This is a genomic window from Enterobacter genomosp. O, from assembly GCF_001022965.1.
Lineage (GTDB): Bacteria > Pseudomonadota > Gammaproteobacteria > Enterobacterales > Enterobacteriaceae > Enterobacter > Enterobacter cloacae_L.
The window spans coordinates 812770-838520 of sequence record NZ_LECZ01000026.1; the positions used below are offsets into that span (position 1 = coordinate 812770).

The following is a 25751-nucleotide window of genomic DNA, read 5'->3' on the forward strand; positions in this document are numbered from 1 at the left end:
CGTGCGTTGCCGTTTTGCTTTTATTACGGCGCAGGATACGTATAAACCTGGTGCACCGCTTCAATCTCCGCTAACACCTCTTCACTCAGGTTCAGATGGAAACTCTCAATATTGGTTTTCAGCTGTTCCATGGTGGTCGCGCCCAGCAGGGTGCTGGCGACAAACGGCTGACGACGCACGAAGGCAAGCGCCATCTGTGCAGGGTCAAGACCGTGACGCTTTGCGATATCCACATAGGCTGCAACGGCTTTTTGGGTCTGCTCGCCGCTGTAGCGGGTAAAGCGGCTAAAGAGGGTGTTACGCGCTCCGGCCGGCTTCGCGCCGTTCAGGTATTTCCCCGTCAGCGTGCCAAAGCCGAGACAGGAATAGGCGAGCAGTTCCACTTCTTCATACTGTGTTACTTCGGCCAGGCCTACCTCATAGCTGCGGTTAAGCAGGCTGTACGGATTCTGGATGGTGACGATGCGCGGTAGATCGTGTTTATCCGCCAGGTGCAGATAGCGCATTACCCCAAAGGCCGTTTCGTTAGATACGCCAATATAGCGAATTTTTCCCGCGCGCTGGCACTCGGTTAGCGCCTCCAGGGTTTCCAGCAGCGTAACGGCGGGGGCGCTTTCGTTCCAGCTGTAGCCGAGCTTACCGAAGCAGTTGGTTGGACGCTGCGGCCAGTGCACCTGGTAGAGGTCGAGATAGTCGGTTTGCAGACGCTTCAGGCTGGCATCCAGCGCGGCGCGGATATTCTTGCGATCGAGAACTTGATTCGGGCGGATCCCGGCATCGTTGTTGCGCGCGGGGCCACTGACTTTTGAGGCAATTACCAGCTTTTCACGGTTACCGTGTTTTGCCAGCCAGTTACCGACGTAGGTTTCGGTAAGTCCCTGCGTTTCCGGACGTGGCGGAACAGGGTACATCTCTGCGACATCAATCAGGTTAATGCCCTGGCTGACGGCATAATCGAGTTGTGCATGGGCATCGGCTTCGCTGTTTTGTTCACCAAATGTCATCGTGCCCAACCCCAGTTGGCTTATTTCCAGAGCGCTGTGGGGGATACGGTGATAATGCATAGCCGGCTTCCTCATTAGACATATAGACCGCGTCAGGGTGTACCCGACAAAGGAATATAAACATGGCAGAGGGGAAGCAAAAGGGGAAGGAAAAAATCAAAAAGGCCAGCAAGCTACTGACCTCTCTCTGTTTATCGCTCGATAATTTGCGAGACTTCGTCGCGATTGATCTGCATTTTATTGCCTTCCTGGTCGCGATAGCTGACCAGACCGGTATCATCGTCGACTTCGGGTTTACCGTCAGTCAGGATCATTCGCCCGTCTTTTGTCGCCATAACGTAATCGCTACTACAGCCCGATACGGCAAATGCTAAACCGACTGCTGAAACTAACACTGCCCATTTTTTCATCGTTATCGTCCTCATCTGGCTCGTATCAAATCATAGTTTAGTTTTAACCCGATATGGCAACAGGAGGAAGCGGTAAAATCTTAAAAACCAGGTGATTATGTTTGGGAGCTCGCAAAATAAGTAAAAAACTATGTTTTTAGAAGAAAATGACGAGCAAGAAGCGCGCCGGTGAAATTCTTTTTAAGATAAAAACCGCGCGGTAAGGTCAGTATCGGCTCGCCCTGCGCGCCGATTGCCTCGGTGAGCGCTTTACTGTTAGCCGCCTTCGGGCGCAGCTGTAACACTTCACCGTGACGGGCGGTAATGCGCTCTACCTGCCCAAGCACAATCATGTCCATCAGTTCCTCCCAGTCCAGACGCAGCTGGTGCTCTTCATCGTCGCTCGGGCTCCAGAGCAGCGGTGCGCCAACGCGACGATCGGCCAGCGGGATCTGACGCTCTCCTTCAACCGGAACCCACAGGACTCGCTTCAGCTTGTGGCGGACGTGGCTGGTTTCCCACGTTACGCCAGTATTGCCGGTTAATGGCGCAACGCAGACGAAGGTGGTCTCAAGGGGCTTCCCCAGGCTGTCGATGGGAATGGTTTTTAACTCTACGCCAAGCGCGGCAAAATCCTGCTCTGGTTTGCTCCCCGCGCTGGCACCCAGCCACAGCTCAAGCAGCATGCCGATCCAGCCTTTATCCCGTTTCAGATCCTTCGGGATCTGAAGCCCTGCCATTGCCGCCAGCTCGCCAAGCGAAAAGCCTGCCAGGCGCTGTGCCTGCTGAAGCAGCTGGCTTTCGCTAGAGGGAGGTAAGAGCAAGGGTGTAAGCGGATGCATGACGGTAACCTTTTGATTAAAAAATAAACGAAGAAATTGTCCCCTGTGGATAGAGTTTAACTTTTTCTGTACCAATATGACATCTCTATGATTTATAGGATTTTTTATAGGGTTGAAATCGTTTCACTTTCGTCAGAAAACGGGTTGTTCAAATCTGGTCACTGACAATGAACAGGATCTTACACCATGTTATCCACAGAAAAGTGGGATAACTGGGCATAACCCTGACTACTGTTTCAATTTACAGCCTTGACGTGCGATGAAAATCGAATTTTCAAACAAATTGTGACTAACTTATTGGCACAATCTGTGGATAAAACCGACGCTGTTCGATCTTTCATCAGTACGACGATCCCTGATGTGATGATCGTCACGCTATTCTGTTTTTTGTTGATGCAAACATGTTTAAATATATGAAAATAATGGTTTTATATAAATTGGCTTTAAGGTGATGTTAGACGGCGATGAAGGTTGTTCATCGGTAATCAGACACTTCTTCACAACTATATCCACAGAAAAGGTGAATAAAATTCCCTTTGCTGTCTCTCATCTGTTTATAACTCAGCACTTATTTGTGAGTTATTCAAATGTTATTAGGCTGCAGCCCTGTAAGAGAGTGGTTTACCGCCTCCCTGTAGTGTGAAACAATCATTCATATATAAGGTTTAGTTTGGGGTAGTCCGGTGATTGATGACGATGGCTACCGCCCGAACGTAGGAATAGTAATTTGTAATCGTCAGGGCCAGGTAATGTGGGCCCGGCGATATGGTCAGCACTCCTGGCAGTTCCCGCAAGGCGGGATCAACCCGGGAGAGTCCCCAGAACAAGCGATGTACCGGGAGCTTTTTGAAGAGGTCGGTTTAAGCCGTAAAGATGTTCGCATCCTGGCTTCGACCCGCAACTGGTTGCGTTACAAGTTACCGAAACGTTTGGTGCGTTGGGACACAAAGCCGGTTTGTATCGGCCAGAAACAGAAGTGGTTTCTGTTGCAGTTGGTGGGCAACGATTCAGACATCAATATGCAAACCAGCAGTACGCCGGAGTTCGATGGCTGGCGCTGGGTGAGCTATTGGTATCCTGTTCGTCAGGTCGTGTCATTTAAACGCGATGTTTACCGTAGGGTGATGAAAGAGTTTGCAAGTGTGGTGATGCAGCTTCAGGAGATCCCGCCTAAGCCGCAGAGCGCACCTGCCTGGCGACGTAAAAGAGGTTAAGCTACGCAAATCATGCTCACCCGCTTGCGAGAAATAGTCGAGAAGGTGGCCAGCGCGCCGCGTCTGAACGAGGCGCTGAATATTCTGGTCACTGACATCTGCCTTGCGATGGAAACCGAGGTCTGTTCGGTGTATCTGGCCGACCACGATCGGCGCTGCTATTACCTGATGGCGACCCGTGGTTTGAAAAAACCACGTGGACGCGCCGTCACGCTCGCATTTGATGAAGGTATCGTGGGGCTGGTTGGGCGACTGGCTGAACCCATCAACCTTGCTGACGCGCAAAAACACCCCAGCTTTAAATACATCCCTTCCGTAAAAGAAGAGCGCTTCCGCGCTTTCCTTGGCGTGCCAATTATCCAGCGTCGCCAGCTGCTCGGCGTGCTGGTTGTTCAGCAGCGCGAGCTACGTCAGTACGATGAAAGCGAAGAGTCTTTCCTCGTGACGCTGGCCACGCAGATGGCGGCGATCCTCTCTCAGTCTCAGCTTGCCGCACTCTTTGGCCAGTACCGCCATACGCGCATTCGCGCCCTTCCGGCATCCCCAGGCGTGGCGATTGCTGAAGGCTGGATGGATGCCACGCTGCCGTTGATGGAGCAGGTTTACGAAGCCTCAACGCTTGATGAAGCGCTTGAGCGCGAGCGCCTTACCGCCGCGCTGGAAGAGGCGGCAAATGAATTTCGCCGTTACAGCAAGCGCTTTGCCGCAGGCGCGCAAAAAGAGACGGCGGCCATCTTCGACCTCTATTCGCACCTGCTCTCCGATGCGCGTCTGCGTCGTGAGCTTTTTGCGGAAGTGGATAAAGGCTCGGTCGCGGAGTGGGCGGTTAAGAAGGTCATCGAAAAGTTTGCCGACCAATTTGCGGCACTGACTGACGGTTACCTGAAAGAGCGCGCAGGCGATCTGCGAGCCCTGGGGCAGCGCCTGCTGTTCCATCTTGATGACACTATTCAGGGCCCGAACGCCTGGCCAAAACGGTTTGTTCTGGTTGCCGATGAACTCTCGGCTACGACGCTGGCTGAACTGCCTCAGGACAGGCTGGCCGGTGTCGTGGTGCGCGATGGTGCAGCCAACTCTCATGCCGCCATTATGGTGCGCGCGCTGGGTATTCCCACCGTTATGGGGGCGGATATCCAGCCGTCGGTACTGCACCGACGTACGCTGGTGGTTGACGGCTACCGCGGTGAGCTGCTGGTCGATCCTGAGCCGGTTCTGCTCCAGGAATACCAGCGTCTTATCAGCGAAGAGAATGAATTAAGCAAGCTGGCAGAAGATGACGTTAACCTGCCCGCACAGCTTAAAAGCGGTGAGCGGATCAAAGTGATGCTCAATGCCGGGTTAAGCCCCGAGCACGAAGAGAAGCTCGGCAGCCGCATCGACGGTATCGGCTTATACCGCACTGAAATTCCGTTCATGCTGCAGAGCGGTTTCCCCTCCGAAGAGGAGCAGGTGGCGCAGTATCAGGGGATGCTGCAGATGTTTAACGACAAACCTGTCACCCTGCGTACCCTGGACGTCGGGGCAGATAAACAGCTGCCCTATATGCCGATCAGCGAAGAAAACCCGTGTCTGGGCTGGCGTGGGATCCGCATTACGCTCGATCAGCCTGAGATCTTCCTGATCCAGGTGCGCGCCATGCTGCGCGCAAATGCGGCGACGGGCAACCTCAGCATCTTACTGCCGATGGTCACCAGCATTGATGAGATCGACGAGTCACGTCGACTGATCGAACGCGCTGGCCGTGAAGTGGAAGAGATGATTGGCTATGCCATCCCGAAACCGCGGATTGGCGTGATGCTCGAAGTGCCTTCCATGGTCTTTATGCTGCCGCAGCTGGCAAACCGCGTTGATTTTATCTCCGTCGGCACGAACGACCTGACGCAGTATATTCTGGCCGTCGACCGTAACAACACCCGCGTCGCCAGTATCTACGATAGCCTGCATCCGGCGATCATTCGCGCGCTGGCGATGATTGCCCGTGAAGCGGAGCAGTACGGCATTGATTTACGCCTGTGCGGTGAAATGGCGGGGGATTCAATGTGCGTTGCGATCCTGATTGGTCTGGGATATCGCCACTTGTCGATGAACGGCCGCGCCGTCGCACGCGTGAAGTACCTGTTGCGGCATATCGATATCGACGATGCCCGCGAGCTGGCTGAACGCAGCCTTGAGGCGCAGTTGGCCGCTGAGGTTCGCCACCAGGTCGCTGCGTTTATGGAACGACGCGGCATGGGCGGCCTGATCCGCGGCGGCCGCTAATTTGCATTTCTCCCTCTCCCCGTGGGAGAGGGCTGGGGTGAGGGCATCAGGCCGCACAATACCCTATACACATCTTTTACATCTCTGGCGCATCCTCCGCGCCCGCCTTATGCTATGATTCGCAACTTTGGAGCCTCTGCTTACGGCAGAATCGCATTTCTACCGCTGTCCACTTTCAGCGGAATAACAACATCTTGTGGTGACAGATGAACAGTGGTTATCTGCATTTTCCGGAATTTGATCCGGTCATTTTCTCAGTAGGACCTGTTTCGCTTCACTGGTACGGTCTGATGTACCTGGTGGGCTTCATTTTTGCCATGTGGCTCGCTGGCCGTCGCGCCAGTCGTCCTGGCAGCGGCTGGACTAAAAACGAAGTTGAAAACCTGCTTTATGCTGGCTTCCTCGGCGTGTTCCTCGGTGGCCGTATTGGGTACGTACTGTTCTATAACTTCCCGGTATTCCTGAACGATCCGCTCTATCTGTTCCGCGTGTGGGACGGCGGCATGTCCTTCCATGGCGGCCTGATCGGTGTGATCCTGGTGATGGTGATTTTTGCCAAACGTACCAAACGCAATTTCTTCCAGGTTTCAGATTTTATTGCACCGCTGATCCCGTTTGGGCTGGGGGCTGGTCGTCTGGGCAACTTCATCAACGGTGAGCTGTGGGGCCGCGTCGACCCGAGCGTGCCGTACACGATGCTCTTCCCGGGCTCTCGCGCAGAAGATATCGCGCTGCTGCCATCACACCCGGAGTGGCAATCCCTTTTCGATACCTACGGCGTTCTGCCGCGCCATATGTCTCAGCTGTACGAGCTGGCGCTTGAAGGCGTGGTGCTGTTTATCATTCTGAACCTGTTTATCCGCAAACCGCGTCCAATGGGGGCTGTATCCGGTCTGTTCCTGATTGGCTATGGCGCATTCCGTATCATCGTCGAGTTCTTCCGTCAGCCGGATGCGCAGTTTACCGGCGAGTGGGTACAGTACATCAGCATGGGGCAGATCCTCTCCATTCCGATGATTGTCGCGGGTGCCATTATGATGATTTGGGCGTATCGTCGTCGTCCACAGCAACAACTTTCCTGAGGAACCATGAAACAGTATCTTGAATTGATGAAAAAAGTGCTCGATGAGGGCACGCCAAAAAACGACCGCACCGGTACCGGTACGCTCTCCATTTTTGGCCACCAGATGCGCTTCAATCTGCAAGAAGGCTTCCCGCTGGTGACGACAAAGCGCTGCCACCTGCGCTCGATCATTCATGAACTGCTCTGGTTCCTGCAAGGCGATACCAACGTTGCGTATCTGCACGAAAATAACGTCTCCATCTGGGACGAATGGGCAGATGAAAACGGCAACCTGGGCCCGGTTTACGGCAAGCAGTGGCGCGCGTGGCCAACGCCTGACGGCCGCCATATTGACCAGATCACCACCGTGATGAACCAGCTGAAAAACGATCCGGACTCGCGCCGAATCATCGTTTCCGCCTGGAACGTGGGCGAGCTGGATAAAATGGCGCTGGCACCGTGCCACGCGTTCTTCCAGTTCTACGTGGCGGATGGCAAGCTTTCCTGCCAGCTCTACCAGCGTTCTTGCGACGTGTTCCTCGGCCTGCCGTTTAACATTGCAAGCTATGCGCTGTTAGTCCACATGATGGCGCAGCAGTGTGACCTGGAAGTGGGCGATTTCGTCTGGACCGGTGGGGACACCCATCTCTACAGCAACCATATGGAACAGACGCATCTCCAGCTGACGCGCGAACCGCGTGCGCTGCCGAAACTGATTATCAAACGCAAACCGGCGTCAATCTTCGATTACCGCTTTGATGATTTTGAGATTGAAGGTTACGACCCGCACCCTGGTATCAAAGCACCTGTTGCTATCTGATGCGATAAAGCGTGACACAACCGGTGCTTTTTAGCGCCGGTTTTTTTTCGTCTTCATCCCGTTTCCCGAAGCGCTATCCAGAAAGCGTGCAACGCGCTGCAACTCTCCCAATTCTGCGGATAACGCCTCGTAAAACAATAATTCGTTGCTCGTCATGTCCACGGCGCTTCGCCACACTCCCGGTATGAAAAAAGAGAACGGTTTTACGCTTATCGAAACGCTGGTCGCCATTTCCCTTGTCGTTATCCTCAGCGCCTCAGGACTGTACGGCTGGGACAGCTGGCAACGGCAGCAGCGGCTGTGGCAAACCGCCTGTAAGGTGCGAGATTACCTGCTGTTTCTGCGCAACCATGCCAACCGGTACAACCGCGACCACCAAATTACCCTTCTGCGGGAGGGCGGAAGAGACTGTCTGGTGAGTTCTGCTGTACAAGGCTGTGAGAAAGGCAGCCCCTTTGTACTGATCCCGCTCTGGCCTGACGTCAACGTGAGTGAGTCAACGCCGTCTCTCGGGTTCTATGGATTAAGGGATACGGCGTGGGCAGGGCGGATACGCGTTCAAAGCCGGGCAGGAGAATGGCTGGTTATTGTCTCAAACGGAGGACGCATCAGGATGTGTAAGGTCGCAGAGGGAGGTTTATGTTGAGGAGACAGCGCGGTTTCTCACTGACTGAAGTGCTGATTGCCACGGCGATAAGCAGCCTTTTATTGATAAGCTCATCGCGATTTTTACCCGGACTCCAGCGGGCTGTATTACTGCAATCCGGCCAGCGAGAGCTGGAAGAAGAGGTCTGGCAACGCTTGTTTGCCCTCGGAAAACAGCTTCAGCGCGCGGGATACTGCGCGGGTGACTGTCAGGGACAAGCGCTGATGACGGCAAGGCAGGGCAGTTGTGTCATTGTGCGGTGGGACGCCAACAGCAACGGCAAATGGGATAGTACAGCATCAGAAAATGACAGCACCGGTTTTCGTCTGGAATCAGGCGCGCTGGAAACCCTGCGTGGCGCAACGTCGTGTGAAGGAAAAGGATGGGAAAAGCTCACTGACCCGGACAGGCTTGTCATCACGCGCTTTGTGGTGAGCAAAGTTGAACATGCCGGTTTTGCGCCAGAGCTGAACATCGAACTGGCTGCCATTCGTAAAGGCGAACAGGGGGAACCCTGGCAGTCCTGGTACACGGTTACGGGTTACAACCTGTGAACCGACAGCGCGGGATGTCTTCGCTGGCTCTGGTTCTGCTTTTACTGGTGCTCGGGACCCTGATCCTCACCGGACTCAGCCAGCAGCTCACAACGTTTAGTGCGCTCGTTGGTGGTGAGAGTCGCTCGCTTCAGCAACAGGCGTCTGTGCAGTCGGCGCTTGAGTGGGGACGCGTTCAGCGCTGGTCAGCAGAGCCACAGGTTCAGTGCAAAAAAGCATCTTCGGGGCGGGTCTGTTTGCGCCGACTGAACGAGGCGCAGGTGTTACTGATTGCCGGAGACAACGACCTGCAGCTCTGGCGCGCAGGAGAGAGAGTGAACGGGGAAATTCGCTTTTCGCCTCACGGCTGGAGTGATTTTTGTCCACTGAAGGAGAGCGCGTTATGTCAGCTGCCGTGAACAGAGAAAAAGGGTTTAGCATGGTGGAGGTGCTGCTGGCGATGATGCTGCTGGTGATTGTCGTGACGGCGCTCTCGGGTTATCACCGGGCGCTGGCGGCGCGGTTTACCGTATTTAACCAGTATCGCCAGCTCTGGCACCATGCCTGGAATCAGTCACAGTTCTCAACAAATGTTCTCCCCGCAGGCTGGCAGGCCAGTCGGGGGCAGACAACGCTCGCCGGATGTGTCAGCATCACGGTTACACTTATTTCTCCTCTGGGGCGGCGCGGCGAGTTAACGCGTCTGCATTGCCCGGTTAGCCAGTAGTCGGGAGCGTCTATGTTAAGGGTTTACCACTCAAATCGTCTGGATGTGCTGGAAGCACTGATGGAATTTATCGTTGAGCGCGAGCGGCTTGACGATCCTTTTGAGCCTGAAATGGTGCTGGTGCAGAGCACCGGTATGGCACAGTGGCTGCAAATGTCGCTCTCCCGTAAATTTGGTATAGCCGCGAATATTGATTTCCCGCTGCCCGCGAGTTTTATCTGGGAGATGTTTGTTCGCGTATTGCCGGACATTCCGGAGCAAAGCGCCTTCAACAAGCAAGGCATGAGCTGGAAGCTTATGGCGCTGCTGCCAGAAATGCTGCAGCACGATGAGTTCGCCATGCTGCGCCACTACCTCAATCACGATACCGATAAACGCAAGCTGTTCCAGCTGGCCTCGCGCACTGCCGATCTTTATGACCAGTATCTGGTGTACCGCCCGGAATGGCTGACCCGCTGGGAAGCCGGCGAGCTTGTGGACGGGTTACCGGAGGCGCAGATCTGGCAGGCCCCGCTGTGGAAAGCGCTGGTGGAACATACGGAGAAACTTGGTCAGCCTAAGTGGCACCGTGCCAACCTCTATCAACGGTTTATCTCCATTTTGCAAAACAGCGATGAACGGCCGGCGCGGCTGCCCTCTCGCGTGTTTATTTGCGGTATTTCGGCGTTGCCGCCGGTTTACCTGCAGGCGCTGAATGCGCTGGGTAAGCATATCGACATTCATATTTTATTTACGAATCCATGTCGCCAGTACTGGGGCGATATTCAGGATGGCCGCTGGCTTTCCCGGCTTGTGACCCGCCAGAGGCGACGCCTTTTTGAAGAGCGTACCGTGCCTCTGTTTAAAGACGGAGCCTCTGCCGCGCAGCTGTTCGATGAAAACGGTATCCAGAACCTGCCGAATCCACTGCTTGCCTCATGGGGAAAACTGGGGCGTGATTACATTCACATGCTCTCAGACATTACGTCCTCAGGTGAAGGGGACGTGGATGCGTTTGTCGAGATTGCCCCGGATAGCCTGCTGCACAATATTCAGTTAGATATTCTGGATCTGGAAAACCGTGCCGTCATGGGCGTGACGGCGAACGAGTTTGAACGCAGCGACAGGAAACGGAAGCTGGAGGTTGACGATCGCAGTATCAGCCTCCACGTTTGCCATAGCCCGCAGCGTGAGGTTGAAGTGCTTCACGACCAGCTGCTGGCGATGCTACAGAATGATCCTGAGCTGACGCCGCGCGATATCGTGGTGATGGTGTCGGATATCGACAGCTACAGCCCCTTCATTCAGGCCGTCTTTGGCAGTGCGACGGGCGAGCGATACCTGCCTTACGCCATTTCGGACCGTCGCGCCCGTCAATCTCATCCGGTATTGCAGGCATTTATCACCTTGCTGTCCCTGCCGGATAGCCGGTTTATCTCCGAGGATGTCCTGGCGTTACTGGATGTTCCCGTGCTGGCCGCCCGCTTCAACATCAACGAAGAAGGGTTGCGCTACCTTCGCCAGTGGGTGAACGAGTCTGGCGTGCGTTGGGGCATTGACGACGATAACGTCCAGGAGTTCGAGCTTCCACCAACCGGGCAACACACGTGGCGATTTGGCCTGACGCGTATGCTGTTGGGCTACGCCATGGAAAGCAGCCAGGGCGAGTGGAACGAGGTTCTGCCTTACGATGAGTCCAGCGGGTTAATTGCTGAACTGGTTGGGCATTTAGCGTCGCTACTGATGCAGCTTAACCGCTGGCGTCGCGAGCTGATGCAGCCGCGTGCGCTTGAAGAGTGGCTCCCGATTTGCAGGGCGTTACTCACTGATTTCTTCCTGCCGGACAGCGACACCGAAGCGGCGATGGCGCTCATTGAAACGCAGTGGCAGGCTATCGTCGACGAGGGCGTAAACTCCCACTATCACGAGGCGATTCCTTTATCACTGCTGAGAGACGAGCTGACGCAGCGGCTTGACCAGGAGCGAATCAGCCAGCGTTTTCTGGCCGGCCCCATCAATATCTGCACTCTGATGCCAATGCGTTCTATCCCGTTTAAAGTGGTCTGCCTGTTGGGCATGAATGACGGCGTTTATCCGCGTGCGCTGGCTCCCCTGGGGTTTGATTTGATGAGCGCAGATCCAAAGCGGGGCGACCGTAGCCGGCGCGATGATGACCGCTATCTCTTCCTCGAAGCGCTCATTTCCGCACAGAACACGCTTTATATCAGCTACATCGGCCGTTCCATTCAGGACAACAGCGAGCGTTTCCCTTCCGTTCTGGTGCAGGAGCTGGTGGATTATATCGGCCAGAGCCACTACCTGCCGGGGGATGAAGAGCGCAACTGCGATGAAAGCGAGCAGAGGGTGAAAGCCCATATCACCTGTTTCCACAGCCGCATGCCGTTTGACCCGGTGAACTACGTTGCCAGCGAGCGCCAGAGCTATGCGCAGGAGTGGCTACCGGCGGCGAAAAAGGAGGGGAGCGCGCATACCGATTTCATTCAGGAACTTGACCCGCGGCCGATTGATACCCTGACCTTCGAACAGCTTCAGCGGTTTTGGGCGCATCCGGTGCGCGCTTTCTTCCAGCAACGATTACAGGTTAACTTCCGTTCTGAAGAGAGCGAAATTCCTGATGCAGAACCCTTTACGCTGGAAGGGCTGGAGCGCTATCAGCTAAACCTCCAACTGCTGAATGCGCTGGTTGAAGAGGAAGACGCTGACAAACTCTACCGCCGCTACCGTGCGGCAGGGCAACTGCCGTATGGGGCGTTCGGGGAGATCGTCTGGGAGGCACAGTGCCTGGAGATGACCGCTCTGGCCGAGCGCGTGAGAGAGTGCCGTCAGCCCGGAAAAAGTATTGAAATCGATCTCATGTGCAACGGTGTACAGCTCACGGGCTGGTTAACTCAGGTTCAGCCGGATGGGCTGCTGCGCTGGCGGCCCTCTATGCTGAGCGTTTCACAGGGGCTGCAACTCTGGCTGGAACATCTTGTCTACAGTGCGGGTGGTCATAAAGGCGAAAGCCGGATTTTCGTGCGCAAAGAGGGCGAGTGGCGCTTCCCGCCGATGGAGGCGGAGCAGGCGTTAAGTTACCTGTCTTTGTACATTGAGGGCTATCGTCAGGGAATGAACAAACCGCTCCTGCTGCTGCCGGAAAGCGGCGGTGCATGGATAAAAGCCTGTTATGACGCGCAGAATGATGCGATGTTAACGGACGAGGCCTCACTGCAGAAAGCGCGCAGTAAATTTATGCAGGCCTACGAAGGAAACATGATGGTGCGGGGGGAGGGTGAAGATGTCTGGTATCAGCGCTTATGGCGCACGCTTGAGCCAGAGTACTTCGAGACCATCAAGGAAGAGGCGCAACGCTATCTGTTACCGTTGTTCAAATTTAATCAGTCCTGAGTGCTGTATAAAAATTGCGCAGCACAGGGGGTTCATTTATGATGCACTTCTTATCACGGACTGATGTACCCAAAGAAAGAGATGCTGGTATGTCCAGCACGCAGTTTGTTAATGATGTATACCCTAAATAATTCGAGTTGCAGGAAGGCGGCAAGGGCGTGAATCCCCCGGAGCTTACACAAGTAAGTGACTGGGGTGAACGCGTGAAGCCAACGCACATGCAACTTGAAGTATGACGGGGATAGCCGTGATAAAGAGGTCGTAATGCCAGGCAGCACCTTGTTTAAAGCGTTGGTTTTGTTTGTCGCCCTTTGGGCACCTGTCACTCAGGCAGACTCCGGTTGGCAACCCGTTCAGGAAACTATCCGTAAGAGCGAAAAAGATACCCGTCAATATCAGGCTATTCGCCTTGATAACGGGATGACCGTGCTGCTGGTTTCCGACCCGCAGGCGGTAAAGTCCCTCTCGGCACTGGTGGTGCCTGTTGGGTCGCTGGAAGATCCTGAAACCCATCCTGGGCTTGCACACTATCTGGAACATATGACGCTGATGGGGTCAAAAAAATACCCGCAGCCAGATAGCCTGTCCGAATTTCTCAAGATGCATGGCGGCAGCCACAATGCCAGTACGGCACCGTACCGCACGGCCTTCTATCTCGAAGTCGAGAACGATGCGCTGGAAGGGGCGGTCGATCGTCTTGCTGACTCCATCGCCGCCCCGTTGCTGGATAAAAAATACGCCGATCGTGAACGCAATGCGGTGAATGCCGAGCTGACCATGGCCCGCTCGCGGGACGGTATGCGTATGGCGCAGGTGAGCGCCGAAACCATCAACCCTGCGCACCCGGGTTCTCGTTTCTCCGGCGGTAACCTGGAGACATTGAGCGATAAACCGAACAGCCCGGTTCTGGATGCGCTGCACGCGTTTCGCGATAAATACTACTCCGCCAACCTGATGAAAGCGGTTATCTACAGTAATAAACCGCTGCCAGAGCTGGCCGGCATGGCTGCCAAAACGTTTGGTCGGGTGCCAAATAAAAATATCGACCAGCCGCAAATAAATGTTCCGGTGGTGACGGAGGCGCAGAAAGGCATCGTGATCCACTACGTGCCCGCCCTGCCGCGCAAAGTGTTGCGCGTTGAATTCCGCATTGATAACAATACGGCGCAGTTTCGCAGTAAAACCGATGAGCTGGTGACCTATCTGATTGGTAACCGTAGCCCGGGTACGCTTTCTGACTGGCTGCAAAAACAAGGGCTGGTAGAAGGTATTCGCGCCGACTCCGATCCGGTTGTGAACGGCAATAGCGGCGTGCTGGCGATATCCGCAACCCTCACCGATAAAGGGCTGGCAAACCGTGATGAGGTGGTGGCGGCAATCTTCAGCTATCTCAGCCTGCTGCGTGATAAAGGCGTCGACAAGCGCTACTTTGATGAACTGGCGCACGTGCTGGATCTCGATTTCCGTTATCCGTCTATTACCCGCGATATGGATTACGTGGAGTGGCTGGCGGACACCATGATTCGCGTGCCGGTGGAGCACACCCTCGACGCGGTGAATATTGCTGACCGGTATGATGCCGAGGCGGTAAAAGCGCGCCTGGCGATGATGACGCCGGAGAATGCCCGTATCTGGTACATCAGCCCGGACGAACCGCATAACAAAACGGCTTATTTTGTCGATGCTCCATATCAGGTGGATAAAATCAGCGCTCAAACCTTCACCGACTGGCAGAAGAAAGCGGGAGAGATAGCGTTGCAGCTGCCTGAGCTGAACCCCTATATCCCGGATGATTTCTCGCTGATCAAAACCACGAAGGACTATCCGCACCCGGCGCTTATCATTGATGAGCCGACGCTGCGCGTGGTGTACACCCCAAGCCGCTATTTCGCCAGCGAGCCAAAAGTCGATGTCAGCGTGGTGCTGCGTAACCCGAAAGCAATGAATAGCGCTAAAAACCAGGTGATGTTTGCGCTCAACGACTATCTCGCCGGTATCGCGCTCGACCAGCTTAGCAACCAGGCGGCCGTAGGGGGAATCAGCTTCTCGACCAATGCCAACAACGGTTTGATGCTCAATGCAAACGGCTACACCCAGCGTCTGCCTCAGCTGTTCCAGGCACTGCTGGAGGGCTATTTCAGCTATACGCCTACGGAAGAACAGTTTGAGCAGGCCAAATCGTGGTATGCGCAAATGATGGACTCTGCGGAGAAGGGCAAAGCTTACGATCTGGCGCTCATGCCGGCGCAGATGCTGTCGCAAATTCCCTATTTCCAGCGGGAAGACCGCCGGGCCTTACTGCCCTCTATCACGTTAAAAGACGTGCTCGCTTACCGTGACGCGCTGAAAACCAATACGCGCCCAGAGTTCCTGATTGTCGGTAACATGAGCGAGGAGCAGGCCAAAACGCTGGCGGAGAACGTGCGCACTCAGCTCGGTTCGAAAGGCGACGAGTGGTGCCGCAACCAGGACGTTCTGGTTGAGAAAAAACAGAATGTGATTTTTGAAAAGGCGGGAAACAGTACGGATTCCGCCCTGGCCGCGGTATTTGTGCCAACGGGGTATGATGAATTCTCCAGTTCAGCGCAGAGTGCCGTGCTGGGCCAAATTATTCAGCCGTGGTTCTATAACCAGTTACGCACGGAAGAGCAGCTTGGCTACGCGGTGTTCGCTTTCTCCATGAATGTCGGTCGTCAGTGGGGGCTGGGTTTCCTGCTGCAAAGCAGCGATAAGCAGCCGGCGTATCTCTGGCAGCGTTATCAGGCCTTCTTCCCGCAGGTGGAGGCAAAACTGCGCGCGATGAAGCCGGAAGAGTTCGCCCAAATCCAGCAGGCCGTCATCGCGCAGGTGATGCAGCCGCCGCAGACGCTGGGTGAAGAAGCCTCACAGCTGAGCAAAGATTTCGATCGCGGTAATCTGAAATTTGATTCGCGTGATAAAGTAGTGGCCGAGATAAAACAGCTGACGCCGCAGAAGGTTGCCGACTTCTTCCATCAGGCGGTGATTAAGCCGCAGGGAATGACCATCCTTTCTCAGGTTTCCGGTAGCCAGAACGGGAAAACGGAGTACGTTAACCCGCATGGCTGGAAAGTCTGGAAGAGCGTCAGCGCGCTGCAGCAATCTATGCCCTGGAGTAAGAAAGAATGACCGATACCGCTGAGTCCCTTGATCCCTTACGTTTACCTCTGCAGGGTGAACGATTGATTGAAGCCTCAGCGGGAACGGGAAAAACCTTCACCATCGCCGCGCTCTATCTGCGCCTGCTGTTAGGGCTCGGCGGCAACGCCGCTTTTCCTCGTCCATTGAGCGTGGAAGAGCTGCTTGTGGTGACCTTCACCGAGGCCGCCACCGCAGAGCTGCGCGGCCGTATTCGCGCCAACATCCACGAGCTGCGCATCGCCTGTCTGCGTCAGAGTTCAGATAACCCCCTCTATGCCAGTCTTCTGGAAGAGATTGCCGACAAGCAGCAGGCCGCACAATGGCTGCTTCTGGCCGAGCGGCAGATGGATGAAGCGTCCGTCTTCACCATTCACGGTTTTTGCCAGCGCATGCTGAGCCTGAATGCGTTTGAGTCCGGCATGCTGTTTGAACAGCAGCTCATTGAAGATGAAACCGTGCTTCGCTATCAGGCCTGCGCGGACTTCTGGCGTCGCCATTGCTACCCGTTACAGCGCGATATCGCCGAAGCGGTACACGCGCTGTGGAAAGGCCCTGAGGCGCTGCTGCGCGCGATCGATCGCTATCTTCAGGGGGAAGCGCCGGTAATCAAATCTCCGCCGCCGGAGGATGAAACCCTGGCGTCACGCCATGAAAAAATCATCGCGCGAATTGTCGACATCAAGCAAAAGTGGATTGAGTCAGTCGGCGAAATTGACGCGATTATCGAAAATTCCGGGATTGACCGTCGCAAGTTTAACCGCGGCAATCAGGGGAAATGGATCGACAAGATCAGCGCCTGGGCGCAGGAAGATACGCGGGGCTACCAGCTCCCGGACGCGCTGGAGAAATTCTCCCGGCGTTTCCTCGTTGAGCGAACCAAACCCGACGGTATTGTGCCCGAGCATCCCCTATTTGTGGCGATTGAAACCCTGCTGGCTGAGCCCTTAACGCTCAACGATCTGATGATCACTCGTGCCATGACGGAGATCCGCGAAGCCGTCGCCCGCGAGAAACGCCGCAGGGGCGAACTGGGGTTTGACGATATGTTGAGCCGCCTTGATGCAGCGTTGTGCAGTGAAAATGGCGAGGCGCTTGCCGCCGCTATTCGCACTCGCTTCCCGGTGGCGATGATTGACGAATTTCAGGATACCGACCCTCAACAATACCGTATTTTTCGCCGTATCTGGCGCCAGCAGCCCGGCACCGCGCTGTTATTAATCGGCGATCCTAAACAGGCCATCTACGCCTTCCGCGGTGCGGATATTTTCACTTACATGAAGGCCCGCAGCGAAGTTGAGGCGCACTACACGCTGGATACCAACTGGCGTTCATCTCCCGGCATGGTGGAAAGCGTCAATGCGCTGTTCAGCCGCATGGATACGGCGTTTATGTTCCGGGAGATCCCGTTCCAGCCGGTAAAGTTTGCTGAGAGAAATGCCTCGTTGCGCTTCGAATTTAACGGCGAGACGCAGCCTGCCATGCGCTTCTGGCTGCTGGATGGGGATGGCTGCGGCGTCGCCGACTATCAAAATGCCATGGCCCAGCACTGTGCCGCGCAAATCCGTGACTGGCTCAGCGCGGGCGCACGCGGCGAGGCGGTACTCTGGAAAGGCCAGGATGCCATTCCCGTAAAGGCATCAGATATCACGGTGCTGGTGCGTAGCCGTCAGGAAGCCTCGCTTATCCGTGATGCCCTGACGTTACTGAATATCCCCTCCGTCTATCTTTCAAACCGCGACAGCGTGTTTGAAACGCTGGAAGCGCAGGAGATGCTTTGGCTGCTGCAGGCCGTGCTTGCCCCGGAGCGGGAAAGCACGCTGCGCAGCGCATTAGCCAGCGCGATGCTCGGGCTGAACGCGCGTGATATCGATGCGCTCAACAATGACGAGGCCGCGTGGGATGCCGTGGTGGAAGAGTTTGTTCGCTACCGGGAGAAATGGCAGAAGCGCGGCGTGATGGCAATGGTACGCGAGCTCATGGCACAGCGCCACATTGCGGAGAATATGCTGGCCACAGCGGGCGGTGAGCGCCGGCTGACCGATATCTTACATATCAGCGAACTCTTACAGGAAGCGGGCACGCAGCTGGAGAGCGAGCATGCTCTGGTGCGCTGGCTGGCGCAGCAGATTGCCGACCCGAACAGCAATTCGTCCAGCCAGCAGATGCGCCTTGAGAGCGATAAACATCTGGTGCAGATTGTCACCATTCACAAGTCGAAAGGGCTGGAGTATCCGCTGGTCTGGCTGCCGTTTATCGCCAATTACCGCGTGCAGGATCAGGCCTTTTACCACGATCGCGAGTCGTTCGAGGCGGTGCTCGATCTCAGCAACGCGGAGTCTAGCGTTGAGCTGGCAGAGGCCGAGCGTCTGGCGGAGGATTTACGCCTGCTCTACGTGGCGCTGACCCGTTCTGTCTGGCACTGCAGCCTGGGCGTTGCCCCTCTGTTCCGCCGTCGTGGCGAAAAAACGGGGGAGAGCGATTTTCACCTGAGCGCGCTGGGGCGGTTAATTCAGCACGGCGAACCGAAAGACGCAGCGGGTCTGCGCCAGTGTATCGAATCCCTTTGCACAGAGCATGTTGCCCTGCATATTCCGGCACAGCCGGATAATAGCCGCTGGCTAATGCCGGACCAGCGTGAGTCAGAGCTGCATGCCCGCCAGGTTGTCCGCACGATTGCCGATGACTGGCGCGTCACCAGCTATTCCGGTTTACAGCAGCACGGACAGAGTATTGCGCTGGATCTGATGCCAAAACTGGACGTGGATGCAGCGGGGACCGGTAGCATCCCCGTTGAGCCGGTGCTCACGCCGCACCAGTTCCCGCGCGGCGCCTCACCGGGCACGTTTTTGCACAGCCTGTTTGAAGAGCTGGATTTTACCCAGCCTGTCTCTGAAGAGTGGGTGCTGAAGATGTTGCAGAGTGGGGGCTATGACCCTCAATGGGTGCCGGTTCTGCGTGACTGGATCCACGCGGTTCTGCACGCTCCGCTCACGGAGCAGGGGATCGCCCTCAGCCAGTTGACCGCCAAAGATAAACAGGTGGAGATGGAGTTTTATCTCCCCATCGCCAGCCCGCTCAGGGCCGAGGCGCTTGATGTGCTAATCCGCGAGTACGATCCGCTATCCGCGGGCTGCCCGCCGCTGAACTTTCGTCAGGTGCAGGGGATGCTAAAAGGCTTTATCGACCTGGTTTTCCGCCATCAGGGGCGCTATTACCTGCTGGATTACAAATCGAACTGGCTGGGCGAAAACAGCGAAGCCTATACCCAACAGGCGATGGCGTCGGCCATGCAAATGCATCGCTACGATCTGCAGTACCAGCTTTATACCCTGGCGCTGCACCGTTACCTGCGCCATCGCATTGCCGATTACCGTTACGAAGACCATTTTGGCGGCGTAATTTACCTGTTCCTGCGCGGCGTGGATGCTAACGACCCGCGATCCGGCGTGTTTAGTACGCGGCCAGCTGCGGAACTGATTGAAAAAATGGATAACCTGTTTGCTGCAAGCACGGAGGAGGTGGCATGACGATGCAGGCGCTACTGCTGGAAGCGGTTGAACAACGATTACTGCGCCACCTTGACGTGCAGTTCGCCATGATGGTGGCAGGCGAAGAGCCTGCCGTGATGCTCGCCGCCGCCATTCTGAGTAAAGACGCGGGGGAAGGGCACGTGTGTCTGCCGCTGTCGCGTCTGGCGGTGGACGAGAAAATGCCTCCGGCTTTACAGGCGTGTTTCGCTTTGCTGGGTGAAAACGTGGACTGGGAAGTGAGATTGCTCAGTTCCCCTGCCGTTAGCGGAACCGATACCGGGACGCCGATGATCCTTATCGGCGAGCGTTTGTATCTTAACCGGCTGTGGCGTAACGAACTGACGGTGGCGCGCTTCTTCAGCGAGACGAATGCCCCGCTTCCCTGCGATGAAGCGCAGCTGCGGTACGTGCTGGATACGCTGTTTACCTCTGACGACGAAACAGACTGGCAGAAAGTGGCGGCAGCCGTGGCGTTAACGCGACGGATCTCGGTCATTTCTGGCGGCCCGGGCACCGGGAAAACGACCACCGTGGCAAAGCTGCTTGCGGCCCTGATTCAGCTTTCGGGCGAACAAAAGTGTCGTATTCGCCTGGCGGCCCCTACCGGTAAAGCGGCGGCTCGTCTGACGGAGTCGTTAGGCGGGGCGCTGCAAAAACTGCCGCTTACCGGGGATCAACTTGCGCTTTTCCCCAACGAAGCCAGCACGCTGCACCGGTTGCTTGGCGCGCAGCCGGGCAGCCAGCGCCTGCGTTATCATGCTGGTAACCCCCTGCACCTTGATGTGCTGGTGGTGGATGAAGCGTCGATGATTGACCTGACGATGATGTCGCGTTTGATCGATGCGCTTCCGCCTCACGCGCGCGTCATCTTTCTCGGCGATCGCGACCAGCTTGCCTCCGTGGAAGCGGGCGCCGTACTCGGCGATATCTGCACGTATGCCAGCCTGGGGTACACCGCTGAACGCGCGCAGGAGCTGGCCCGTCTGACCGGATGTTCGCTCGTCTCAGAAAACCATTCCCTTGCGGGGGCGCTGCGCGACAGCCTGTGTCTGCTGCAGAAGAGCTACCGTTTCGGCAGCAGCTCCGGCATCGGCCAGCTTGCGGCAGCGGTGAACCGCGGTGACCGGCACACAACCTGTGCGGTATTTGACGGTACCTTTACGGACATTGAGAAAAAATCGCTGCAAAGCGGAGAAGAGTATCAGGCGATGCTTGATGATGCCCTGCTGGGGTATCAGCACTTCCTGACGGGCGTACAGCAGCAAAGCGCGCCGGAGCAGGTGATTGCCGCGTTTGGCGAATACCAGCTGCTCTGTGCGCTGAGGGAAGGGCCATTTGGCGTTAGCGGCCTGAACGACAGGCTGGAACAGCTGCTGGCGCAAAAGCGTAAAATATACCGTACCCCGCATTCGCGCTGGTATGAAGGGCGTCCGGTGATGATCTCCCGCAACGACAGCGCGCTGGGGTTGTTTAACGGGGATATCGGGATTGCGCTCGATCGCGGTCAGGGCCTGCGCGTCTGGTTCCAGATGCCGGACGGCAGCGTGAAGTCTTTCCAGCCCAGCCGTTTGCCCGAGCATGAAACCGCGTGGGCGATGACGGTGCATAAATCTCAGGGCTCCGAGTTTAACCATGCGGCGCTGATCCTGCCCACGCAGCTTTCGCCCGTCATTACCCGCGAGCTGATTTATACCGCCATAACGCGCGCGCGTCAGCGCCTGTCGCTGTATACCGATGAACGCGTGCTGGTGCAGGCGATTGCCGCGCGCACGGAACGCCGAAGCGGGCTGAGCGCGATATTTGAGTCCCTCTGAACCACGTCAGAAATGCAGGCCGGGTAAGCGCAGCGCCACCCGGCAGTGTTGCATTATCCCAGGTCAGCCATCAGCACTTTTGAGCGGCGCTGATAGTTGTACATCTCTTTCTTCGTTTCCGGCAGAGAGTCGATATCCACAGGCGTGAATCCGCGCTCCTGGAACCAGTGAATGCTGCGCGTCGTCAGAACGAACAGCTTGCTCAGGCCCATCTGGCGCGCCTGTGCTGCCACGCGCTCAAGCAGCATTTCGCCGCGCGAAGAGCTCCGGTAATCAGGGTGCACCGCCACGCAGGCCATTTCACCGATCTTCTCTTCCGGGAACGGATAGAGGGCGGCGCAGGCAATGGTCAGGTTATCGCGCTGAATAATGGTGAATTTGTCGATCTCCATCTCCAGCTGCTCGCGCGAGCGACGCACCAGAATACCCTGCTGTTCGAGCGGGCGTATCAGCTCCAGAATGCCGCCGATGTCATTGATGGTGGCGCGGCGTATCTGCTCCGCGCTCTCCATCACAATCTGGGTGCCGATGCCGTCGCGGGAGAACAGCTCCTGCAGCAGGGCCCCGTCTTCCTGATAGCTGATCAGGTGGCTACGGCGCACGCCGCTGCGGCAGGCCTTCACCGCACCGCGCAAAAAACGCACGGTGCCGGAGTGGTAGTCTCCTTCTTCTTCCAGCGCTTCTACGCGGGCCTGAGCTTCATTCGGGAAGAGTTCCGGCACAATCGCTCCTTCAGCGTTTACGACCCCCTGGGAGGAGCAAAACCCAATCATTTTCTCCGCCTTCAGCTTGATTGCCAGCTGTGTGGCAATCTCTTCTGAGGTGAGGTTAAAGCTTTCACCGGTGACGGAAACTGCCACCGGGCCCATCAGCACGATGGCACCGCTGTCCAGCTGGCGGTGAATGGCATCTTCATCAATACGACGAATGCGGCCGCTGTGGCAATAGTCGACGCCGTCGTCCACGCCGAGCGGCTGGGCAATGATAAAGTTGCCGCTCACGACGTTGATATGCGCCCCCTGCAGCGGCGTGTTGTTCAGGCTCATCGACAGGCGCGCCGTAATATCCAGCTGCAGCAGACCCGCCGCCTGCTTCACCAGCTCAAGGGTTTTTGCATCCGTAACGCGGGTATGTTTGTGGTAAATCGGCTCGTGGTGATGAGCGGCCAGGTTAGCATCAATCTGCGGACGCGCGCCATAGACCACGACCAGGCGGATCCCGAGGCTGTGCAGCAGGCCAATGTCATTGACGATGCTGGAAAAATTTTCATGCTCAATGGCTTCGCCGCCAAGCATGATGACAAACGTTTTTCCCCGATGGGCGTTGATATAGGGAACAGAATGGCGGAATCCCTGGACCAGTTCGGTTCTACGTTCCTTCACCATGGCACAACCCTTAATGAATGTTTATTCGTAATTTCTGTATTTTTATTCGATTGTGGGCGCGTGTGCAAGCGCAAATTTTCCGCGACCCACAGAAAATGATAAGTAATCCGTGCGTTAGCGTATGATTGTTTACCCTTTTATAGATGACAGTTTATGCGTCATTCGTTAAAGTTTTCGGTCAATCTGGACGTTTTGTATATCAGTCAGTGTTCTTGCTCGGGAGAAGCATGTCGGGATCCAATTCAGCAATAAGCCGCCGCCGTTTGTTAAAAGGGGCCGGGGCAATGTGGTTGCTTAGCGTCAGTCAGGTCGGCCTCGCCGCCACGAGTCAGGTCGTCGCGGTGCGCGTCTGGCCGTCATCGACCTATACGCGCGTGACGGTCGAATCCAATCGCGTGCTGAAATATAAGCAATTTGCCCTCAGCAACCCTGAACGTGTGGTGGTGGATCTCGAAGGCGTTAACCTCAACTCCGTGCTTAAAGGAATGGCGGCGCAGATCCGCGGCGACGATCCGTTTATTAAATCGGCGCGCGTCGGGCAGTTTGATCCGCAAACCGTGCGCATGGTGTTTGAGCTGAAGCAGAACGTTAAGCCCCAGCTGTTTGCCCTTGCGCCGGTCGCCACGTTTAAAGAGCGTCTGGTGATGGATCTCTACCCGGCAAATGCGACGGATATCCAGGATCCGCTGCTTGCGCTGCTGGAGGATTACAACAAAGGCGATCTGCAGCGTCAGGTTCCGCCTGCGCAAAGCGGGCCGCAGCCGGGGAAAGCAGGGCGCGATCGTCCGATTGTGATCATGCTCGATCCTGGCCACGGCGGCGAAGATTCCGGTGCGGTGGGGAAATATCGCACGCGTGAAAAAGACGTGGTGCTGCAAATTGCCCGTCGTCTGAAGGCGTTGATTGATAAAGAAGGCAATATGCGCGCCTACATGACGCGTAATGAAGACATCTTTATTCCGCTGAAGGTCCGGGTGGCGAAGGCGCAGAAGCAGCGCGCCGATTTGTTCGTGTCGATCCATGCGGATGCGTTTACCAGCCGCCAGCCAAGCGGCTCGTCGGTGTTTGCGCTCTCAACTAAAGGCGCAACCAGTACCGCAGCAAGATTCCTGGCTGACAGCCAGAACGCCTCTGACCTCATTGGTGGCGTGAGCAAAAGCGGTGACCGCTACGTCGACCACACCATGTTCGATATGGTGCAGTCGTTGACCATCAACGACAGCCTGAAATTTGGTAAAGCGGTGCTGGGCAAGCTGGGCAACATCAATAAGCTGCATAAAAACAGCGTGGAACAGGCCGGGTTTGCGGTACTCAAGGCACCTGATATCCCGTCTATTCTGGTAGAAACCGCGTTTATCAGTAATGTGGAAGAGGAGCGCAAGCTCAAGACGGCAAAATTCCAGCAGGAAGTTGCGGAGTCGATTCTGGCGGGGATACGGGCGTATTTCTCAGACGGGGCGACGCTGGCGCGACGCGGGTAAATCTTTCAGCCGGGTTAACGCCCGGCAAATTCACAAATGACAGATACAAAAAAACACCCTTGAGGGTGTTTATTGTTTTAGAAGTGTTGGTTGCGGGGGCCGGATTTGAACCGACGACCTTCGGGTTATGAGCCCGACGAGCTACCAGGCTGCTCCACCCCGCGTCCGTGGATGCGCACTATACTCGGATAGGTTTGTGATGCAACCCCTTTTTCACATAAATCATGATTTTGTATGCAAATTGAACGACATGGCTCTGTTTGGGCTATTTTTTGCGCAAAATTTGCCAAAGGGCATGCGATCGCATTTCATTAGCCCTGGCGGTTTGTTATCTTCATCACGCGGAAATGGGCAACTTAAAGACGAGATATAATGAAAGGACGTTGGGCGAAGTATCTGATGACGGGCGCAATGGTAGCCATTCTTGCGGCCTGCTCTTCTAAACCGACCGATCGCGGTCAACAGTATAAAGACGGGAAGTTATCCCAGCCTTTCTCTTTAGTTAATCAACCTGATGCCGTTGGCGCACCGATTAACGCCGGCGATTTCTCCGAGCAGGTTTACCAGATCCGCAACGCGTCGCCGCGCCTGTATGGCTCTCAGAGTAGCGTCTATAGCGCGGTCCAGGACTGGCTGCGGGCGGGCGGTGATACGCGCAATATGCGCCAGTTTGGTATCGATGCATGGCAGATGGAAGGGGCGGATAACTACGGCAACGTCCAGTTCACCGGGTATTACACGCCTGTGATTCAGGCGCGACACACGCGTCAGGGCGAATTCCAGTATCCTATTTATCGCATGCCGCCAAAGCGGGGGCACCTGCCGTCCCGCGCCGAGATTTATTCCGGAGCGCTGAGCGAAAACTACGTTCTGGCCTACAGCAACTCCCTGATGGATAACTTCATCATGGACGTTCAGGGCAGCGGCTACATTGATTTTGGTGATGGTTCGCCGCTTAACTTCTTCAGCTATTCCGGTAAAAATGGCCACGCCTACCGCAGCATCGGCAAGGTGCTGATCGATCGCGGCGAAGTGAAGAAAGAAGACATGTCGATGCAGGCGATCCGCGAGTGGGGCGAAAAACACAGCGAGGCCGAGGTGCGCGAGCTGCTGGAGCAGAACCCGTCGTTTGTTTTCTTCAAACCGCAAAACTTCGCGCCGGTGAAAGGGGCCAGTGCCGTTCCGCTGATTGGCCGGGCGTCGGTGGCATCGGATCGTTCCATTATCCCTGCGGGTACTACGCTGCTGGCGGAAGTGCCTCTGCTGGACAACAACGGCAAATTCAACGGCCAGTATGAGCTGCGTCTGATGGTGGCGCTGGATGTCGGCGGAGCGATTAAAGGCCAGCACTTCGATATCTATCAGGGCATTGGCCCGGATGCCGGCCACCGCGCAGGCTGGTATAACCACTACGGACGCGTATGGGTGCTGAAAGCAGCGCCTGGCGCCGGAAACGTATTCAGCGGCTGATTGTGGTATTCTGAGCGGAATACGGATT

18 protein-coding genes, 1 tRNA gene and 1 pseudogene are annotated in these 25751 nt (G+C 56.0%); 14 read left to right on the forward strand and 6 right to left on the reverse strand.

Annotated features, from left to right (window positions below):
- Window positions 1–23: 23 nt before the first annotated feature.
- From ABR39_RS17665 to ABR39_RS26395, 4 genes and pseudogenes are all read right to left on the reverse strand, one after another.
- The gene (locus tag ABR39_RS17665; RefSeq protein WP_047347983.1) at window positions 24–1064 is read right to left on the reverse strand and encodes an NADP(H)-dependent aldo-keto reductase; all 1041 of its coding nucleotides are present in this window, start codon (window positions 1062–1064) and stop codon (window positions 24–26) included.
- Window positions 1065–1195: 131 nt separating this feature from the next.
- On the reverse strand, window positions 1196–1414 hold the full coding sequence (locus ABR39_RS24215) for a YgdI/YgdR family lipoprotein (protein ID WP_008499668.1): 219 nt from the start codon (window positions 1412–1414) through the stop codon (window positions 1196–1198).
- A gap of 128 nt (window positions 1415–1542) precedes the next feature.
- Window positions 1543–2235 carry a DNA mismatch repair endonuclease MutH gene (gene mutH, locus ABR39_RS17675; protein ID WP_047347985.1) on the reverse strand — a complete coding sequence of 231 codons (693 nt, stop codon included), beginning with the start codon at window positions 2233–2235 and terminating at the stop codon, window positions 1543–1545.
- Window positions 2236–2320: 85 nt separating this feature from the next.
- A pseudogene (locus ABR39_RS26395) lies at window positions 2321–2476 on the reverse strand (hypothetical protein).
- A gap of 442 nt (window positions 2477–2918) precedes the next feature.
- On the opposite strand from ABR39_RS26395, the gene rppH reads away from it, so the two are divergent.
- From rppH to recD, 12 genes are all read left to right on the forward strand, one after another.
- Window positions 2919–3449: an RNA pyrophosphohydrolase gene (gene rppH, locus ABR39_RS17680; RefSeq protein ID WP_013098553.1), complete on the forward strand. Its 531-nt coding sequence runs from the start codon at window positions 2919–2921 to the stop codon at window positions 3447–3449.
- 12 nt (window positions 3450–3461) lie between these two features.
- The gene (ptsP, locus tag ABR39_RS17685) at window positions 3462–5708 is read left to right on the forward strand and encodes a phosphoenolpyruvate--protein phosphotransferase (protein WP_047347986.1); all 2247 of its coding nucleotides are present in this window, start codon (window positions 3462–3464) and stop codon (window positions 5706–5708) included.
- A gap of 206 nt (window positions 5709–5914) precedes the next feature.
- Window positions 5915–6790 carry a prolipoprotein diacylglyceryl transferase gene (gene lgt / locus ABR39_RS17690; RefSeq protein ID WP_047347987.1) on the forward strand — a complete coding sequence of 292 codons (876 nt, stop codon included), beginning with the start codon at window positions 5915–5917 and terminating at the stop codon, window positions 6788–6790.
- Window positions 6791–6796: 6 nt separating this feature from the next.
- Window positions 6797–7591 (forward strand): thymidylate synthase, encoded by a 795-nt coding sequence (gene thyA / locus ABR39_RS17695; RefSeq protein WP_014885081.1) that lies wholly within the window; start codon window positions 6797–6799, stop codon window positions 7589–7591.
- A gap of 184 nt (window positions 7592–7775) precedes the next feature.
- Window positions 7776–8237: a prepilin peptidase-dependent protein gene (locus ABR39_RS17700; protein WP_047348190.1), complete on the forward strand. Its 462-nt coding sequence runs from the start codon at window positions 7776–7778 to the stop codon at window positions 8235–8237.
- Window positions 8231–8791: a prepilin peptidase-dependent protein gene (locus ABR39_RS17705; protein WP_047347988.1), complete on the forward strand. Its 561-nt coding sequence runs from the start codon at window positions 8231–8233 to the stop codon at window positions 8789–8791. The genes ABR39_RS17700 and ABR39_RS17705 overlap by 7 nt, the downstream gene beginning before the upstream one ends.
- Window positions 8788–9189: a DUF2509 family protein gene (locus ABR39_RS17710; RefSeq protein WP_047347989.1), complete on the forward strand. Its 402-nt coding sequence runs from the start codon at window positions 8788–8790 to the stop codon at window positions 9187–9189. Before ABR39_RS17705 ends, ABR39_RS17710 begins: the two co-directional genes overlap by 4 nt.
- The gene (locus tag ABR39_RS17715; RefSeq protein ID WP_047347990.1) at window positions 9174–9497 is read left to right on the forward strand and encodes a prepilin-type N-terminal cleavage/methylation domain-containing protein; all 324 of its coding nucleotides are present in this window, start codon (window positions 9174–9176) and stop codon (window positions 9495–9497) included. The genes ABR39_RS17710 and ABR39_RS17715 overlap by 16 nt, the downstream gene beginning before the upstream one ends.
- A gap of 12 nt (window positions 9498–9509) precedes the next feature.
- Window positions 9510–12884: an exodeoxyribonuclease V subunit gamma gene (gene recC, locus ABR39_RS17720; RefSeq protein ID WP_047347991.1), complete on the forward strand. Its 3375-nt coding sequence runs from the start codon at window positions 9510–9512 to the stop codon at window positions 12882–12884.
- A 264-nt stretch (window positions 12885–13148) separates the two neighbouring features.
- Complete coding sequence (ptrA, locus tag ABR39_RS17725) at window positions 13149–16031, forward strand: pitrilysin (protein ID WP_047347992.1); 2883 nt, start codon at window positions 13149–13151, stop codon at window positions 16029–16031.
- Complete coding sequence (gene recB / locus ABR39_RS17730) at window positions 16028–19570, forward strand: exodeoxyribonuclease V subunit beta (RefSeq protein WP_047347993.1); 3543 nt, start codon at window positions 16028–16030, stop codon at window positions 19568–19570. Before ptrA ends, recB begins: the two co-directional genes overlap by 4 nt.
- Window positions 19567–21387 (forward strand): exodeoxyribonuclease V subunit alpha, encoded by a 1821-nt coding sequence (gene recD, locus ABR39_RS17735; protein WP_047347994.1) that lies wholly within the window; start codon window positions 19567–19569, stop codon window positions 21385–21387. Before recB ends, recD begins: the two co-directional genes overlap by 4 nt.
- Before the next feature lie 53 nt (window positions 21388–21440).
- Here recD and argA read toward each other — a convergent pair whose 3' ends face one another.
- A complete protein-coding gene (argA, locus tag ABR39_RS17740) occupies window positions 21441–22772 on the reverse strand; it encodes an amino-acid N-acetyltransferase (RefSeq protein WP_047347995.1) in 1332 nt (443 codons plus the stop codon).
- Window positions 22773–22999: 227 nt separating this feature from the next.
- On the opposite strand from argA, the gene amiC reads away from it, so the two are divergent.
- Entirely contained in the window at window positions 23000–24253 is a 1254-nt protein-coding gene (gene amiC, locus ABR39_RS17745; protein ID WP_029740496.1) for an N-acetylmuramoyl-L-alanine amidase AmiC, read from the forward strand.
- Window positions 24254–24340: 87 nt separating this feature from the next.
- On the opposite strand, the gene ABR39_RS17750 is transcribed toward amiC, so the two are convergent.
- A tRNA-Met gene (locus tag ABR39_RS17750) sits at window positions 24341–24417 on the reverse strand.
- 208 nt (window positions 24418–24625) lie between these two features.
- Between ABR39_RS17750 and mltA the strand changes: the two genes are divergently transcribed.
- The gene (gene mltA / locus ABR39_RS17755; RefSeq protein ID WP_047347996.1) at window positions 24626–25723 is read left to right on the forward strand and encodes a murein transglycosylase A; all 1098 of its coding nucleotides are present in this window, start codon (window positions 24626–24628) and stop codon (window positions 25721–25723) included.
- Window positions 25724–25751 lie beyond the last annotated feature (28 nt).